The 16,699-nt window shown below is 63.6% G+C and carries 13 protein-coding genes and 2 pseudogenes; 13 read left to right on the top strand and 2 right to left on the bottom strand.

The window, feature by feature from the left end; translation table 11 throughout:
- Positions 1-94: 94 nt before the first annotated feature.
- The gene (locus C5J26_RS10610; RefSeq protein WP_105401715.1) at positions 95-1,210 is read left to right on the top strand and encodes an FAD-binding oxidoreductase; all 1,116 of its coding nucleotides are present in this window, start codon (positions 95-97) and stop codon (positions 1,208-1,210) included.
- Here C5J26_RS10610 and C5J26_RS10605 read toward each other — a convergent pair.
- Positions 1,195-2,118: a helix-turn-helix domain-containing protein gene (locus C5J26_RS10605; protein ID WP_105401714.1), complete on the bottom strand. Its 924-nt coding sequence runs from the start codon at positions 2,116-2,118 to the stop codon at positions 1,195-1,197. The genes C5J26_RS10610 and C5J26_RS10605 overlap by 16 nt on opposite strands.
- A 142-nt stretch (positions 2,119-2,260) precedes the next feature.
- Between C5J26_RS10605 and C5J26_RS10600 the strand changes: the two genes are divergently transcribed.
- The 12 genes and pseudogenes from C5J26_RS10600 to C5J26_RS10545 all read left to right on the top strand — a co-directional run.
- Entirely contained in the window at positions 2,261-3,706 is a 1,446-nt protein-coding gene (locus C5J26_RS10600) for an aldehyde dehydrogenase family protein (RefSeq protein WP_105401713.1), read from the top strand.
- 44 nt (positions 3,707-3,750) lie between these two features.
- On the top strand, positions 3,751-4,953 hold the full coding sequence (locus tag C5J26_RS10595; RefSeq protein WP_105401712.1) for an amino acid ABC transporter substrate-binding protein: 1,203 nt from the start codon (positions 3,751-3,753) through the stop codon (positions 4,951-4,953).
- 65 nt (positions 4,954-5,018) lie between these two features.
- Positions 5,019-5,885, top strand: a complete 867-nt coding sequence (locus C5J26_RS10590) for a branched-chain amino acid ABC transporter permease (RefSeq protein ID WP_105401711.1) — start codon at positions 5,019-5,021, stop codon at positions 5,883-5,885.
- The gene (locus C5J26_RS10585; protein WP_105401710.1) at positions 5,882-6,823 is read left to right on the top strand and encodes a branched-chain amino acid ABC transporter permease; all 942 of its coding nucleotides are present in this window, start codon (positions 5,882-5,884) and stop codon (positions 6,821-6,823) included. Before C5J26_RS10590 ends, C5J26_RS10585 begins: the two co-directional genes overlap by 4 nt.
- Complete coding sequence (locus C5J26_RS10580) at positions 6,820-7,551, top strand: ABC transporter ATP-binding protein (protein ID WP_105401709.1); 732 nt, start codon at positions 6,820-6,822, stop codon at positions 7,549-7,551. The genes C5J26_RS10585 and C5J26_RS10580 overlap by 4 nt, the downstream gene beginning before the upstream one ends.
- Positions 7,544-8,887, top strand: coding sequence for an ABC transporter ATP-binding protein (locus C5J26_RS33660; protein ID WP_105401708.1), 1,344 nt, complete (start codon positions 7,544-7,546; stop codon positions 8,885-8,887). The genes C5J26_RS10580 and C5J26_RS33660 overlap by 8 nt, the downstream gene beginning before the upstream one ends.
- Positions 8,888-8,899: 12 nt before the next feature.
- Positions 8,900-10,378, top strand: a complete 1,479-nt coding sequence (locus C5J26_RS10570; protein ID WP_105401707.1) for an aldehyde dehydrogenase family protein — start codon at positions 8,900-8,902, stop codon at positions 10,376-10,378.
- A gap of 23 nt (positions 10,379-10,401) precedes the next feature.
- Positions 10,402-11,958, top strand: a complete 1,557-nt coding sequence (locus tag C5J26_RS10565) for a flotillin family protein (protein WP_105401706.1) — start codon at positions 10,402-10,404, stop codon at positions 11,956-11,958.
- A 145-nt stretch (positions 11,959-12,103) separates the two neighbouring features.
- Positions 12,104-12,807, top strand: a pseudogene (locus tag C5J26_RS10560) (IS6 family transposase).
- A gap of 397 nt (positions 12,808-13,204) precedes the next feature.
- Entirely contained in the window at positions 13,205-13,441 is a 237-nt protein-coding gene (locus C5J26_RS10555; RefSeq protein WP_105401705.1) for an antitoxin, read from the top strand.
- Complete coding sequence (locus C5J26_RS10550; RefSeq protein WP_105401704.1) at positions 13,441-13,842, top strand: type II toxin-antitoxin system VapC family toxin; 402 nt, start codon at positions 13,441-13,443, stop codon at positions 13,840-13,842. The genes C5J26_RS10555 and C5J26_RS10550 overlap by 1 nt, the downstream gene beginning before the upstream one ends.
- A gap of 345 nt (positions 13,843-14,187) precedes the next feature.
- Positions 14,188-14,589: pseudogene (locus C5J26_RS10545) on the top strand (IS6 family transposase); the annotation flags it as partial.
- 147 nt (positions 14,590-14,736) lie between these two features.
- Here C5J26_RS10545 and C5J26_RS10540 read toward each other — a convergent pair.
- Positions 14,737-16,611: a methyl-accepting chemotaxis protein gene (locus tag C5J26_RS10540; protein WP_105401703.1), complete on the bottom strand. Its 1,875-nt coding sequence runs from the start codon at positions 16,609-16,611 to the stop codon at positions 14,737-14,739.
- Positions 16,612-16,699: the final 88 nt, after the last annotated feature.

The raw sequence follows: 16,699 nt of genomic DNA, 5'->3' as shown, positions 1-16,699 counted from the left end.
GTCCGGCTTATGGGACGATGAAAACCTCGACTTTGACACGGGCCGGCCGCACCGGAATGGTGGCGGGGACAAGAGACATTGCGGAAACGGCCTTATGGATGTGATCGTGCTGGGTGGTGGCCTGATGGGGGCCGCATCGACCTATTTTCTCGCCCGGCGCGGGGTGCGCGTGACGCTCATCGAGCGAAACCGGGTGGGCAGCGGCGCGACGGTCGCTTCATTCGGCAATATCCGCCGCAGCGGCCGCCACCTGCCGCAACTTCCCCTCGCCCGACGATCCCTGACGCTTTGGGGCAAGGCGGCGGAGATGCTGGATCGGGACGTCGAGTTTCGGGCGACCGGCCATGTCCGGCTGGTGTTCAGCCAGGCGGGTCTCGAGGAAATGCGCAGTTTCGCGACAGCCGCCAGACCTTGGGGTCTCAACCTCGAGGAACTTACCGCGACGGAACTCCGTGCACGTTTTCCGGGGCTCGGACCCGAGGCGATCGCCGCCTCCTTTTCTCCGGAGGATGGAAGTGGCAATCCGCGCCTGATCGCCCCGGCTTTCGCCGGTGCCGCGCGACGTATCGGTGCTAAGATCGTCGAGAACGTGGAGGTGAAAGCGATCCGGCGAAGCGCCTATGGCTTCGAGGTAGAGACCTCGAACGGCGTCCACGCCGCTGCTTGCCTCCTTAACACCGCCGGCGCCTGGGGCGCCCGGATCTCCGCGCAATTCGGGGAAGCCGTCCCGATCGTCGCGAAGGGGCCGCAGATGGGGGTGACCGAGCCGCTGCCGCACCGCATCCTGCCGGTTGTCGGCGTCTGGGGCCATGACCACGGCGGCGGTTACCTGCGCCAGGTGGAGCGCGGAAACATCGTCTTCGGTGGCGGCGCGGAACGTACCGATGTTTCGCTCGATGCCGGCCATGCCAAGGCCGACCCCGCCCGACTTCCCGGCCAGTTGCGTGCCCTGCTGCCGATCCTGCCGGCGCTCGCCAATGTCTCGGTGATCCGCACCTGGTCCGGCTGCGAAGGTTATGTCGGCGACGGACTTCCGGTTATGGGACGGTCGGCGACGACGCCGGGGCTGTTCCATGCCTTCGGGTTTTGCGGCCACGGCTTCCAGCTCGGCCCCGGCGTCGGCGACGTGATGGCGGAATTGATCTCGACCGGCGCGACCGAGACGCCCATCCATGACTTCCGGATAGAGCGATTTCACGGCCAAGCGTGAAGAGCGTTCTGGCTTGACGCCTCGACCGGGCTGAAGCGGCGCAGATCGAGGCGGTAGCGCGCGGGGGATTGGCCCTGCAGCGACTTGAAAAACCGGCTGAACTGAGCGGCACCGGCAAAACCGAGGACACCGGCGACCTGCCCCAGCGACAGGGGCGAGCTCGCAAGATAGATGCGGGCTTCCATCAACTGCCGTTCGCGGATGAGCCGCGCCGGCGGCCGGCCATAGGCGCGCAGGCAGATGTCGTTCAGCCGGTCGCGCGAAATGCCGAGTTCGCCGGCATAGCGGGCGACCGTCCAGTGCTTGCGGAAATGGCTTTCGACCAATGCGGTGAACTGGCTGGAAAGCGTCTTGGGGGCGCCGGGTTGGGCGCCCGCGCCATGACCGGCCGGCAGGTTGCGATGAAGGTGGACGAGCAGAATGTGCAGCAGCGATTCCACCACGGCCGCCGACATTGGGCCGGGGCGAAGGGTTTCGGCCAGTATGCCGGTAAAGCAGGCGGCGACCGCATCGCTGGCACTGTTGCCGGCACCCAGACGCATGAACGAGGACCGCTCCACCATGAAGCGTAGCTGGGATGCTTCCGCCCGGCGCTGCAGGATCCGGTCGAGCGTCGAAGCGCCCAGCAGCAGATGGGTCCCCTGCGCGCCGGCACCCAATTCCAGCCGCATGCCGTCCCGCCACGGTATCCACCCCATGACCGGACCGGACAGGGGAAGAACCAGCTCATCCCCGTCGCGCAGAGCCGCCTCGCCCTTTTCGAGGATCAGCGCCCGGAAGTTTTCCGCGTCGCCGAGACCCGCCCGGCCGAGCACGCGCGTCTGCAGCGCGGCCCGGAACCGCTCTGCACGAACAGGTGCTTCCGGCCGCGGGGCGGGGCTGGGCGAAAGCCGTTTACGGTCGGGCATCTAAAATCCCACAACGAGGAAATACATTCCCACAGAACGTCATTTACTCTGCGGCGATGTCAATCAAAATAGGGCTCGTAACCCTGAAAAAATAACAAGACGGGCTGCGGGAGGATCAACGAACGGCCGTTTGGGAGGACGCATGTTCGTAGCTAGGGGTATCGTCGGTGGAGCGTCCGTTTCCGCGCTGGATGAGCGCAGTTACGAACGCCGCGACATGGCAACGGGAACGGTACTGACGCGGGCCGCGGCCTTCGGTGCGACGGAAGCGGAAGCGGCCGCCGATGCTGCGGCCGGAGCTTTTCCGGCATGGTCCGGCCTTCGACCGCAGGAGCGCTCGGCGCTGCTCCTGCGCGGGGCGGACCTGCTGATGGAACGCGTCGACAGCTTGTGCGCGATCGCTCATCTCGAGGTCGGCGCAACTCCCGAATGGGTCCGCTTCAATGTCGAGGTTGCCCAGGCGACCCTGTGTCAGGCTGCGAGCCTCGTCGATGCCATCCGCGACGACGAGGTGGAAGGCGGGCCGCCGGGTGTGCGCTACCGCCTGATCCGCCGGCCAGCCGGCGTGGTCCTGGGGCTTGCGCCATGGAATGCCGCGGTGGCGCTGGCCGTCCGGGCGGTTGCAGCGCCGATGGCACTCGGCAACACGGTGGTGCTCAAGGGTTCGGAGCTTTGCCCCAAGGTGCACGAGACCGTGGCACAGATCCTGATCGACGCGGGCCTGCCGGACGGTGTGCTGAACTATGTGAGCAGCGCGCCCGAGGATGCCCATGATGTGGTCGAAGCGCTGATTGCCCATCCGGCCGTGCGGCGCGTGAATTTCACCGGTTCGACCCGGGTCGGCAGGCAGATCGCCGAGATGGCGGCGCGGCATCTCAAGCGTTGCCTGCTGGAACTCTCCGGCAAGGCATCGTCGGTCGTGCTCGCCGATGCGGATCTGGATGGAGCCGCCAGGGCGGTCGCCCACGGCGCTTTTTTCAACCAGGGCCAGGTCTGTATGTCGACGGACCGGATCATCGTCGAGGAGAGCCTGGCCGACAGCTTCATTGCCCGGCTGAAAGTGGAGGCCGACCGGCTGTGCGGCGATCCGGCCACCGGCCAGCCGCTCTACGGCCACGTCATCAGTCCGGAGGCCGCGGCGCGCCTCCACGGTCTGGTCGACGATGCTCTGGCCAAGGGTGCGGTGCTGGTCACGGGCGGCAAGAACGCCGGCACGCTGATGCAGCCGACCATACTCGACCATGTCGCCTACGGCATGCGGATCTACGAGGAAGAGACCTTCGGCCCGGTGGTCGGCGTGGTTCGGGTGGCGGATGCCGACGAGGCGGTGACCGTTGCCAACGATACGGAATACGGCCTGACAGCCGCCGTCTTCGGGTTTGACCTGCCGCGTGCACGGCAAATCGCGCGGAGGATAGAGGTCGGGGCGGTGCATATCAACGGGACGACCGTCTGCGACGATCCGACGATGCCCTACGGGGGCGTGAAGGCAAGCGGTTACGGCCGCTTTGGCGGGAGGGCGGTGATCGAGGAGTTCACCGAAATCCAGTGGATGACCGAACGGGACCTGCCCGACCAAGTCGGATGAGCCCGTCACACGGACTTAGCATGCAACAACGGGAGGAGAAGAGAATGAAACGCAGGACATTTACCCGGCTGGCCGCCTTGGCGCTTGCAGCCGGCGTGGCCGGAGCTCCGGCCATGGCGCAGGAGGTTCTGAAGGTCGGCGCCGTTGCGCCCAAAACCGGGCCTCTGGCCGGCGGGGCGGCGGTCAGCTACTGGCCGAACGTCAAGCTTTGGATCAACGACGTGAACGGTCGCGGCGGCCTGAAGGTCGGCGGCAAGACCTACAAGCTCGAAGCCATCGAATACGACGACCAGACCAATCCGGGCGAAACCATCAAGGCCGTGCAGCGTCTCGTCGACCAGGACAAGGCAAAGATCGTGCTGCCGCCCTATTCGACCGGCCTCAACCTGGCCGCAGCTCCGATCTACGCACGCTACGGCCTGCCGATGATCACCTCGACGGCGACCACCGACAAGGCCGACGCCCTATCCGCTCAGTTCCCCAACGTCTTCATCACGCTCGGCGGCGCCAAGCCGGTGGTGCAGGGTGTGGTGGACACCATGGTCAAGCTGCGCGATCGAGGCGATATCGGCAAGAAGCTCGCCATGGTCAACGTCGCGGACGCCTTCGGCATCGAACTGATGAACGAGGCCAAGCCCGCCTTCAAGAAAGCCGGCTTCGAGCTGGTTTACGAGACGTCCTATCCGCTCGGCACCCAGGACCTGTCGCCGGTCATGAAGGCCGCCAAGGCCGCCGCTCCGGATGCCTTCATTGCCTGGTCCTATCCGCCGGACACCTTCGCTTTGACCGAACAGGCAATTGTCGAAGATCTCAAGGTCGGCGCATTCTTCACCGCCGTCGCCACGGCATTCCCGGCGTATGCGGGCCGGTTCCGCACGGCGGTCGACGGTGTGCTGGGCATCGGCGGTGTCAATGCCGACGGAGAGGCCTTCAAGGCCTATGCCAAACGCCACGAAGAGGTCACGGGCGCCAAGCCGGACTATTGGGCGAGCGCCATGGTCTACTCGTCTTTCCAGGTCCTTGAAAAGTCGATTGAGGCTGTCGGCTCCTTCGACAATGCCGCCATCATCAAGCACATCAAGGCAAACAGCTTCGACACCGTGATCGGCCCGATCAAGTTCGACGGACACAACAACAACCCCTCGTTCTGGACGGTCGGCCAGTGGCAGGGCGGCGTGTTCAAGGGCGTGGCCTCGACCGGTCGCGACGGCGCTGTCGACGTGAAGAAAAAAGCTGCCTGGAAGTAAAAGCAACAGGCATTCCCGGGATCCGCAAGCCGGATCCCGGGGCATCTTTCAAGCCGGGGAATGGCATGGACATACTCATAACAGGGCTACTGCTGGGCGGAACCTATGCGCTGATCGCCATGGGCCTGAACCTGCAATACGGCATGGCCCGGATCATGAACCTCGCCAACGGCGAAATGCTGGTGGCCGGGGGGTTCGTCGCCTTCTGGCTCTGGACCGGAAGCCAGATCAGCCCGCTGCTGACCGTGTTCGTCGTGGCACCGGTCGCCTTTCTGCTGAACTGGCTGATCTATCTGGTTTTCCTGCGCCCGCTGGTAAAGCGCGCCAAGTCGCGCGGCCAGCTGGAGGTGGATTCCATCCTCACGACCTTCGGTCTGTCCTTCGTGGCCGTCGGCCTGATGCTGGCCTTTTTCGGCGGCGATTATTTCAGCTATTCCTATCTTTCGGAGCCCGTCCATATCCTGGGCGATACCTACGGCGCCAATCGCGTCGCGGCGTTTCTGGCGGCTGTCGTCGTCTGCGGGCTGCTGTGGCTGTGGCTCAACCGCAGCCGGGCCGGCATGACAATCCGCGCCATCTCGGTTGCCCCGGAAAGCGCGCGGCTGGTCGGCATCGATGTCCGGCGCACCGCGGCGCTGGCCTTTGCGCTCGGCGGCGCGGTCACGGCCACCGGCGGCGCACTGATCTCGACCTTCCTGACGCTGGATGCCTCGACGGGCGTGATTTTCACGCTGAAGGCGCTGGTGATCGTCATCATGGGCGGCGTGGGCGACGTGCGCGGCACGGTCGTTGCGGCCCTGCTGCTGGGTCTCTTGGAAACTTTCGTCGCCCGCCTGATCGATCCCGGCCTGACATTGGCAGCCGCCTATTTGCTGTTCGTCGTGATCCTGCTGTTTCGCCCTCAGGGCCTGTTCGGGAGGCCGACCACATGAGCGCTCTTTCCTCTCGCGACTGGGGCAATCTGGCGCTGTGCGCCATAGCGCTCGCCATTGCGGCCTGCCTCCCCTGGACCGCAGGCGCCTATGGCCTGAGCATCGGCGTTACCATTGCCATGTACACGGTGCTGGCCACCAGCTGGGCGCTGTTTTCCGGGCCGACCCATTACATCTCGCTCGCAAGTGCCGCGTTTTTCGGCGTCGGCACCTATGTGACCGGCATCGGCATCCAGTATCTGCCCTACTGGACATTGCTGCCGATTGCCGGCGTCAGCGGCGCCGTCATGGCCGCCCTTGTCGGCCTGGCGACGCTGCGCCTGTCCGGCGTCTACTTCGTGATCTTCACGCTGGGGCTGGCCGAATTCGTGCGCCAGATCATCACCTGGAGCCAGAACATTTCCGGCACCAAGGGCATTTACGTGCTGACCTCGATCGGCGAGATGCACATCTATTGGCAGCTGCTGGGGCTTGCCGCACTGGTCTGGCTGCTGGGCTGGCTGATCGGCCGTTCGCGGCTGGGCTTTGCGCTCAGGATCATCGGCGACGACGAGGCGGTTGCGCGGCATTCCGGCATCGACACGGCGCGCGCCAAGATCCTGCTGTTCATGGTGCCGGGCGCGGTGGCCGCCATCACCGGCGCCATTGTCGCTCCGCGTTATGTCTATATCGAGCCGTCGCTCGCCTTCTCGCCGATGCTGTCCTTCCAGGTGGTGATCATGGCGCTCCTGGGCGGCACCGGCCGGCTGTGGGGGCCGCTCGTCGGCGTCATCCCCTTCACCTTCCTGTGGGAGGCGATCTCCGTGTCGTTCCCCAACCAGACCACCCTGCTTCTCGGCGTCTGCTTCCTCGTCATCGTCTACCTGCTGCCCAAGGGCTTTGTCGGGCTGATCGATCTGGCAGCCAGGAGAATGCGGTCGGCGGAGGGCTATGCATGAGCGCGCTTCTGTCGCTTCGTGGCGTGACCAAGCGCTTCGGCGGCCTGGTGGCCGTCAACCGCATGGATTTCGACGTGACCGAACATCAGGTGCTGGGCCTGATCGGGCCGAACGGTTCGGGAAAATCGACTACGCTGAACCTGATTTCCGGTGCCTTTCCCGTCACCTCGGGGGCGATCAGCCTGCGGGGACAACCCATCACCCATCTGGCCGCGCAGGATATCGCGCGGCGCGGCGTGGCGCGCACCTTCCAGCTGGTGCGTCTGCTGCCCTCCATGACCGTGCTGCAAAACGTCAAGGCCGGTGCAGTCTTCGGCTATCGCCGCCATTGGGGCCATGAGGCGGATGCGGTCGCCGAGGCGATGCTGGAAAAGGTGGGTCTGGCCGGCCGCGGCCATATGATGGTGGGGCAGCTGACATATATCGACACCAAGCGCGTCGAACTGGCCCGGGTGCTCGCCGGAGAGCCGGGCGTGGTGCTGCTGGACGAATGGCTTGCCGGTCTCAACCCGACCGAACTGGAAGAGGGAATCCGCCTGATCCGCGGCCTGCGCGACGAAGGCCGGACGGTTATCCTCGTCGAGCATGTGATGGATGCGATCCGCTCGCTCTGTGACCGCTGCGTCGTCATGGCCGCCGGCACCAAGATCGCCGAGGGAACCCCCGCCGAAGTCCTGTCCGACGCCGCCGTGATCCGCGCCTATCTGGGAGACGACGACGATGCTTGAGGTGAAGGGACTGTCTGTCTCCTACGGCCAGCACCGTGCGCTGGAAGGCGCATCGCTCAAAGTCGGCCGGGGCGAAATCGTGGTCATCCTGGGCGCCAATGGCGCCGGCAAATCCACCCTGCTCAAGGCCGTCTCCGGCATCTGCGAGGGACGCGCGACCGGCACGATCACCATGCAGGGTCGCGACATACTGGGGCTTGCCGCCAACAGGATCGTCGACGAAGGCATCGCTCTCGTGCCGGAAGGCCGAGGTGTCTTCGCCGACCTGTCGGTTGCCGAAAACCTGCGGCTGGGAGCCCATGCACCCCGCGCCCGCGACGAAGAGGCCGGCAACCTGGAGCGCGTGCTGCGGCTCTTTCCCAAGCTGCAGGAGCGCAGCAGGCAGATCGTGCGGACCATGTCCGGCGGCGAGCAGCAGATGGTGGCGATCGGCCGCGCGATGATGTCGAACCCCGCTCTGCTGACACTGGACGAGCCCTCGCTCGGTCTTTCCCCCCTGCTTTGCAAGGAGCTGTTCCAGGCGTTGAAGGTGGTGCGCGACACCGGCATCGGCATCCTGCTCGTGGAACAGAATGCCAAGCAGAGCCTGGCCATCGCCGACCGGGGCTATCTGCTGGAGAATGGCCACATCATCCACGAAGGCCGGGCGCAGGACCTGCGCAACGATCCGGCGGTGCAGGCTGCCTATCTGGGTGGCGGCAAGGGCTCGGCATCGGGTCAACGGCCGGGCGCGCGTACGGCGACGCCAACTGCGCCTGGGTCCACACCCACCCACTTCGCAACTCCCACGTATGTCCCGCCACGGACATCGGGCGCGTCACCGTCCGATATCGCAGCCGCCGCTCTTGCTGCCCTGCCAACGGCGGCGCGACGGGATGCGGCCGCCCCTCACCCCGCCTCCGCTGCGCTCGGCGACCCTCTTCCTGCAAGCGGGGCGAGGGGGAACGGAAACGCCGCGGCTTCTCCCTTCTCCCCGCAGGCGGGAAGAAGGTCCCGGCAGGGGGATGAGGAACAGCCCACACCAGCCGGGTCTGCTTCCATCCCTCGTCCGGTCTCATCCCCTGCCCCCGCCATGCGCGGCGCGGCGGATGCGCTGCTCGGAGGCCTGTCGCTCGGCGACATCATCGCCGAGGCGAGCCGCGCCAGCCGGGCCGAACACGGCACCGCCATGCCGTCCGCGCCGCCGCGCGGCCACACCGCCGTCCCGCCATCCTATCCGGCCTCGCCCTCGCTTGAGATGGGCAACAGCCAGGATCGACTGAAATCCGTCCTGAAAGAGATCGAGGAAGCCGCTGCCCGCGCTCGGGCATGGCGCCATGATCCCAACCGCAACTGAGGAGATTGCATTATGCTTGATGTCGTCACGTCCCCCACCCCCTCCGTCAGGGGCATGTTCATCGGCGGGCAATGGGTGCCTGCCGCCCGCACCTTCGAAGACCTCAACCCCTCCGACAACTCCGTCTATGCGCGTATTCCGGACGGCTCCGCTGCCGACATGCGCCGGGCGATCGATGCCGCCCAGGCGGCCTTCGGCGACTGGGCGGGCCGCGCCTTTCACGAACGCGCGCACCTGCTCCTGAAGATCGCCGACGTCTGGGATCAGCGCAAGGCCGACTTCTGTGCCGCGGCCATGGCCGAGGGCGGCGGCTGGAAGGGCAAAGGCATGTTCGAGGCGGGCTATGTAGCGGAAGTGTTCCGCTCTGCGGCCGCGCTCTGCTACCAGTCGATCGGCGACGTGCTGCCATCCGAACACCACAAGTTCATGATGGCCACCCGGTTTCCGCTGGGCGTGGTCGGCGTCATCAGCCCCTGGAACATGCCGGGCATCCTGACCTCGCGCGGCTTTGCCGCAGCCCTTGCCGTCGGCAATACGATCGTGCTGAAGCCTTCGGAAGACACGCCCTATTCAGGCGGCCTCTACTTTGCCGAGATCCTGGAGGAGGCCGGCGTACCGGCCGGCGTCTTCAATGTCGTCACCTGCTCGCGTGACAGCGTCGGCGCCGTGGGCGATGAGATGATCGGTAATTCCAAGGTCAAGGCGATCAGCTTTACCGGCTCCACCGCCGTCGGCCGCCAGATCGCCGCCAAATGCGGCGCCTATCTCAAGAAGGTCTGCGTCGAGCTGGGCGGCAAGGATTCGATGATCCTGCTGGAGGATGCCGACCTCGACGCCGCCGCGCGTGCCGCCAATTTCGGCAGCTTCATGCACCAGGGCCAGGTCTGCATGTCCACCGAAAAGCTGCTGGTGCACGAGAAGATCTACGAACCGTTCATGGAACGCTTCCTGGCGCGCGCCCGCAAGCTCAAGACCGGCCATACCAACGATCCCTCCAATGTCATCGGCCCGCTGGTCAACACCCGCCAGGCGCTTCGCGTCAAGGCACTGATCGACGATGCGGTGGCCAAGGGCGCCAAGGTGGAGCTCGGCGGCCGCGCCTGGGAGAATTTCGTCGAGCCGACCGTGCTTACGAACGTCAACAGCTCCATGAACATATGGCACGACGAGACCTTCGGGCCTGTGGTCGTGGTCTGCCCGTTCCGCGACGATGGCGAGGCGGCAGCGCTCAACAACGACACAGAATACGGGCTGACCGCCGCGGTGTGGTCGAAGGACGAGGCGCGGGCCCTGCGGCTGGCCGAGCGGCTGGAAACCGGCATCTGCCACATCAACTGCCAGAATATCAACGACGAGCCGCATGTGCCCTTCGGCGGCACCAAGGCCAGCGGCGTCGGGCGATATGGCGGGCGCTGGTCGCTCGACGCCTTCACCGAGCTGCGCTGGATCACGCTCGATCGCGGCGGCCGCCATTTCCCGCCGCAGTTCTGACCGGCACCGAAAGGACTTTTACCATGAGCGCTCTGGGCTGGATCATCATCATACTCATTCTTGCGGCCATCCTGATCGTGCTGGCCGCCCTGTTCTACCAGCGGGCCACCAATGAGGTGAGCCTCGTGCGCACCGGCATCGGCGGCCGCAAGGTGGTGATCGACGGCGGCACGCTGGCGATCCCCTATTTCCACGAGGTCGGACGCGTCAACATGCAGACCATCCGCATGGACGTGACGCGCACCGGCGACAGCGCCCTGATCACCAAGGACCGCATGCGCATCGATGTCGGCGCCGAGTTCTACACTTCGGTCGTTCCGGAAAAAGCCGCGGTGGTGCGGGCCTCGCAGACGCTGGGCCGGCGCACCTTCCAGGCCGATCAGCTCAAGTCCCTCGTCGACGGCATGATGGTGGATGCATTGCGCGCAGTCGCAGCCCAGATGACCATGGACGAACTGCATGAAAATCGCGGGGAGTTCGTGCGACAGGTGCATGAAGCCCTTTCCGGCACTCTTTCCAAATACGGCCTGCAGCTGGACAGCGTCTCGCTGACCTCGTTCGACCAGACGCCGTTCTCGGCTCTGGACGAAAACAACGCCTTCAATGCCGTGGGCATGCGCAAGCTCGCCGAGGTGATTGCCAAATCAAAGAAGGAGCGGGCGGAGATCGAGGGCGAGAGCCAGGTCAGCGTGCGCCGCGCCGAGGTGGATTCCAACCGCCGCAAGCTGGAAATCGAGCTGGAACAGCGTCGCGCCGAAATTCAACAGACCCAGGAGATCGAACTGCTGCTGGCACAGCAACTGACGGAAGTCGCCCGCCGCAAGGCGGAGGCCGAGACCGCGGCGGCGGAAGCCCGCATCGGCATGGAACGCGCCATCCAGTCCGCCTCTATCGCCCGCGAACAGATCATCCGCGAGGCCGAGATCAATCAGGCGCGTGCGCTGGAAATCGCCGAGCAGGATCGCTCCATCCTGATTTCGGCAAAGAGCCAGGAGGAAAGCCAGGCCAAGGCAGAGGCGGCGGACGCGCGCGCGGCCGTGATCACCGCGGAGGAAAATCTCGAGACGGTGCGCCAGGTGGCAGAGGCCGAGCGCCGCAAGCGGCTGGCGCTGCTGGCGGCCGAACAGGATGCGCAAGCGCAGGCGACACGCGTGCGCATCACTTCCGAAAGCGACCAGATCGCCGCCAAGACCCGCGGCCTGATCCGCCGGGAGGAGGCCGACACGCTGCGCATCCAGAAGAAGGCCGAGGCCGACGGCGAGGCCGCCCGGATCGAGGCGGAAAACACCCGCTCGCCGGAACTGGCGGCCATGGAGATGGAAAAGGCGCGGCTCGCCGCCCTGCCCGCTATCATCGGCGAGATGGTCAAGCCGGCCGAGAAGATCAAGGGCATCTCGATCAACCACATCACCGGCCTTGGCCGCTCAGGCGAGGCCGGCGAACGCATGCCCTCCCCCGTCGACCAGACCGTCAGCTCGATCCTCGATATGGCCGTGACCCTGCCGACCATGAAGAGGCTCGGTGATGCGCTTGGCCTGAACCTGGAAAGCCTTGTCCCCGAGGAGCCGCGCAAGAGCTGAGAAAGACGTTCAAGCCAATCGAGGGATTCGTGGGAAACGGCGTCGATCGGCCACGGGCATCTCTGATGGTGCCGTGACCGACGACCTCACACGGTGATGATATCAGGTTAACCGGTACAGAAGGTTTCGGCGATAGTCGCCGGTCATGATCCAATCCACAATCAGCTACAAGCGTCATCGTTTCCCGCCGTCTTTGATCGCCCATGCGGTCTGGCTGTATTTCCGATTTCCGCTGAGCCTGCGCTTGATAGAGGAAATGCTATTGGAGCGCGGCATCGTCGTTTCCCATGAGACGATCCGGTGTTGGGCGAAGAAATTCGGCCCGGACTATGCCGGTCGCTTGCGGTGCAAGCCGCCAAGCCCGGGCGACATTTGGCATCTGGACGAGGTGGTCGTGACCATCGGTGGCCGCAAGCACTGGCTCTGACGGGCCGTCGATCAGGACGGCTACGTTCTCGACGAGATCGTTCAGACCAGCCGCAGTACCAAGGCTGCCAAGCGCCTGCTGATCCGCCTGATGAAGAAGCAGGGATGTTTGCCGAAGTGTATTGTCACCGACAGGCTTGGTTCTTATGGCGCCGTGCGGCGTCAGATCATACCTGCCGGGGAGCATCGATCACATAAGGGGCTGAACAATCGCGCCGAGAACTCCCATCTTCCTTTGCGGAAGCGGGAGCCAGTGATGCAGCGGTTCCGTTCGCCGGGCGCGCTGCAACGTTTCGTCAGCATCTTTTCTGCGGTCCGAAATCTGTTTGTCCAGCACGATCCAATCGTTCCGCCTTCGCCATCCATCTGCATCGCCTTGCAGCGATTGCCCATTGGAAGGATGTTGCCGGAATTGCGACCTGATCACTCCGGAGCATCCCCGATCCGCAACTGTCAGACTTAACCTGACATCACCAGCTCGACGACGAACGGCATGTCGCCCACGCTTTGGTGATTCTGATGACCGTCGGTGGCACACCATCGATCGGTGATAACGCGGTAAGGCCAGCTTTTCCATCAACCCCAGACAAACTCGCGACCGGATGATCGACGCATCGGCTCCATCAGCAACTCATCCTAGTCACTCGCGAGAGTGCGAAGCAGCAGAATTCGGGCCAGCCAGACTTTTCTACGGATCTGGCCGGGGTCCAAACGACGGCTCGAGAATTGACAAGACATGATCCGTTGAAATACACACGTCGGATGTACATTTAGGTGGTTGAGGCATATAGTACATCCTCGTACATACAAGGAGCGCGCCATGCAGACCACTAGAGCCTTCAAGAACGGCAATTCGCAGGCCGTCCGTATCCCGGCCGAGCTGGCCTTTGATCGCACGGATGTCGAGCTGGAGATCGAACGGGTCGGTGACGAACTACGCATCCGACCCGTTCGCCAGTCGCTCGCCGGCGTTCTGGACGTCTTCGCCCGTTTTTCGCCAACCTTCCTGCAGGACGGCAGGGAAGACCATGAGCAGGCCGAGCGGGATCAGATCTGATGCCGCGCTACATGCTCGATACCAATATGTGCATCTACCTGATGAAGAACCAGCCGGAACAAGTGGCTCGCCGCTTTGCCGGTTGTTATGTGGGCGATGTGGTCATATCAGCCATTACCTTCGCGGAGCTGGACTATGGCGTTTCCGCGTCGGATGATCCGGAGCGCGAGCGCGCCAACCTCGATGCACTGTCCATGCTGATTACGGTGGAACCTTTCGACATGATCGCGGCGCGTGCCTATGGGCCGGTTCGCATGGCGACGCGAGAGCGGAAAAGAGACCATTTGGACAAGTTGATCGCCTCGCATGCAATCGCGCTGAACACCATTCTGGTTACGAACAATGTGCGAGACTTTGCGGCGTATCCCGGGCTGAACACCGAGAACTGGCTAGATGCCTGAAGCGTAACACCACCCTAGTCGCGGTTCTGAGGAATCGAGATCTGATCCGGTCCGCTTCCTTGAGGCGATCGCGCCAGCCGAGCCATGGCGGCCCGGATCAGATCGTCGAGTGATTCAGTGCGATACCCGATTGCCGCTCCACGGAGTGTCAAGCGAAGTGAAGATTTGCGGGGGCCAGTTTCTCATTTCGCCTGACACCGAGGTCTGCCAGCGGTTCTGGTCCTGGGAGGCGGGGCGCCACAAACGACAAAACCGCCCCTGTCAGACAGAGGCGGTAATTGAGTTATGTTTGAACGATGATATCAGGTTAACCGGTACAGAAGGTTTCGGCGGTAGTCGCCGGTCATGATCCAATCCACAATCAGCTACAAGCGTCATCATATCCCGCCGTCTTTGATCGCCCATGCGGTCTGGCTGTATTTCCGATTTCCGCTGAGCCTGCGCTTGATAGAGGAAATGCTATTGGAGCGCGGCATCGTCGTTTCCCATGAGACGATCCGGTGTTGGGCGAAGAAATTCGGCCCGGACTATGCCGGTCGCTTGCGGTGCAAGCCGCCAAGCCCGGGCGACATTTGGCATCTGGACGAGGTGGTCGTGACCATCGGTGGCCGCAAGCACTGGCTCTGACGGGCCGTCGATCAGGACGGCTACGTTCTCGACGAGATCGTTCAGACCAGCCGCAGTACCAAGGCTGCCAAGCGCCTGCTGATCCGCCTGATGAAGAAGCAGGGATGTTTGCCGAAGCGTTCTCCTGCAGGAACGTGACGACCTCTTTTTGGCTGACCGCGTCGAGGCCGGAAGTGGCGTTGCGAAGCCCGTCGCGGGGTAGAACCACCGCCTCAGGAAGCCCCTTGTAGGGCAAAGGCGAAGTGGTGCCCGTACAACCGCCGCGCTTCATCTTTGGCTCGCGCGGCGGGGAGCGATCGTCTCCACGGGCCGGCCGGTTTGCAAGGACCGCGCAATCCGCTGGATGTCGGTCGTATTGTCGCTCTTCAATTGGAACTGATTGACAAGATGCCGCAGGCGGCTCGCCTCGGAGGATAACGAAGCGACGGCGGCTGTCGACTGCTCGACCATCGCCGCGTTCTGCTGCGTCGCCTGGTCCATTTGATTGACGGCCGTATTGATTTCGGCAAGTCCGGTCGATTGCTCGCGCGCCGAGGTGGCAATCGCATCCATGACCTGATTGATCTGTACAACGTACTCACCGATCGACTTGAGCGACGTCCCGGTTTCGAGAACCAGTTTCACGCCATTTTCCACTTCGGTCGATGATTTCTGGATGAGCCCTTTGATTTCCTTGGCCGCTTGAGCAGCCCGCTGAGCAAGCTCGCGGACTTCCTGTGCGACGACTGCGAAACCTTTGCCCGCCTCACCGGCACGGGCGGCTTCGACACCGGCGTTGAGCGCCAAAAGGTTCGTCTGGAAGGCGATTTCATCAATTACACCGATGATGTTCGAAATCTGCTGCGAACTGTCCTCGATGCGCCGCATGGCTTTCTCGGCTTCCGATACGACCGTCGCTGACCGTTTGGCGCTGGCATTGGCTTCTAGGGCCACATTGCGTGCCTCGTCGGTACGTTTCGTCGACATCGCGACATTGGACGTAATCTCATCCAAGGCTGCAGCCGTCTCCTCGAGAGAGGCTGCCTGTTGTTCTGTGCGCTTGGAAAGGTCCTGAGCACCGGATGCAATCTCACCGGTCCCACTGTCTATGCTCTGTACGGTTTGGAGTACCGCGCCGATTGTCGTGCCCAGTTGGCGGAGCGAAGCATTAAAATCCTCGCGCAGCGCCTCGTATTCGGCCCCAAATTGCTCAGAAAGCTGAAATGAGATGTCGCCCTCCGCAAGCCGCTGCAGACCTCCGCCCAATGTCGTGGTCGCGAAGCGCAATTGTTCGGCCTCCCGTTCTGCGCGCTGCTGGGCGGCAGCGCGCGCCGCCTCCATCTCGATGCGGGATTCTGCCGCTTCATTCTCGAGCCTGACGAGGTTGAGGGCGTTGTGACGGAAAACTTCAACTGCACCGGCCATTTCACCAACTTCGTCGGCGCGCCCGGCGTAAGGAATATCGCTATCAAGGTCTCCGTCCGACAGTTGCTTCATCGCGGAGGTGATCCTTCGGATCGGATTCGCGACGCCTGAGATCGCAAACACGATGCCGGCGAGAACTATGAGCACCGCAAGCACGGCGATCGCCGCCGTCTGCAGGAAAGCGGACTTCGCGGAGGCACCGCTTGCCGCCACAAAGCCTTCAGCCTGGTTGAGGATGAACGCAACCAGATCGGTGACCCCCTTGTCCACCAGTTCGGCTTGCGACTCCATGTCCTTCTTGAATAAATGAACCGCTTCCGGTGTCTTTCCGCTCTTATGAAGTGCGACCATTTGCTCAGCCGAGGCGCGGTATTTGCTGAACTCCGGCTTGATCCGCTTGATCAGTTCCCTCCCGCGCTCAGTCCGGACGCCGTTTTCGTAGTCAGCAATAACCTTTTCGACAGCAGCGACAGCGGCGTCGATCTTTCGCTTCCCGATACTCTGCTCCTCCGCCGTATCGTCGAGGATGTAGCTGGCATAGACAAGCTTGAGATCGAGGAAATCGCCTTTTATCTCACGGGCCGTCAACAGCCGCTGTATCCAGAAGGTCCCGATCTGCTCCGCATTGGCGCTGAGTGTCGCGATCGTGCTGAGGGAGACATAGGATAAACCAATCATGAACACACTGATAATCGAAAGCTTCAGGACGAGGGCTTGCTTGATGCTTGGGCGGTTCATGCTGCGGCTCTCCAAAGGCGCTTAGGGGCGACCGGCTCGATCGTCAGGGCAAAATGTCACACCATATTGATAATTTCTAATTAACTAA

Source organism: Neorhizobium sp. T7_12, from assembly GCF_002968535.1.
GTDB classification, from domain to species: Bacteria; Pseudomonadota; Alphaproteobacteria; order Rhizobiales; family Rhizobiaceae; genus Neorhizobium; species Neorhizobium tomejilense.
This window is presented reverse-complemented; position numbering and strand designations above follow the sequence as displayed.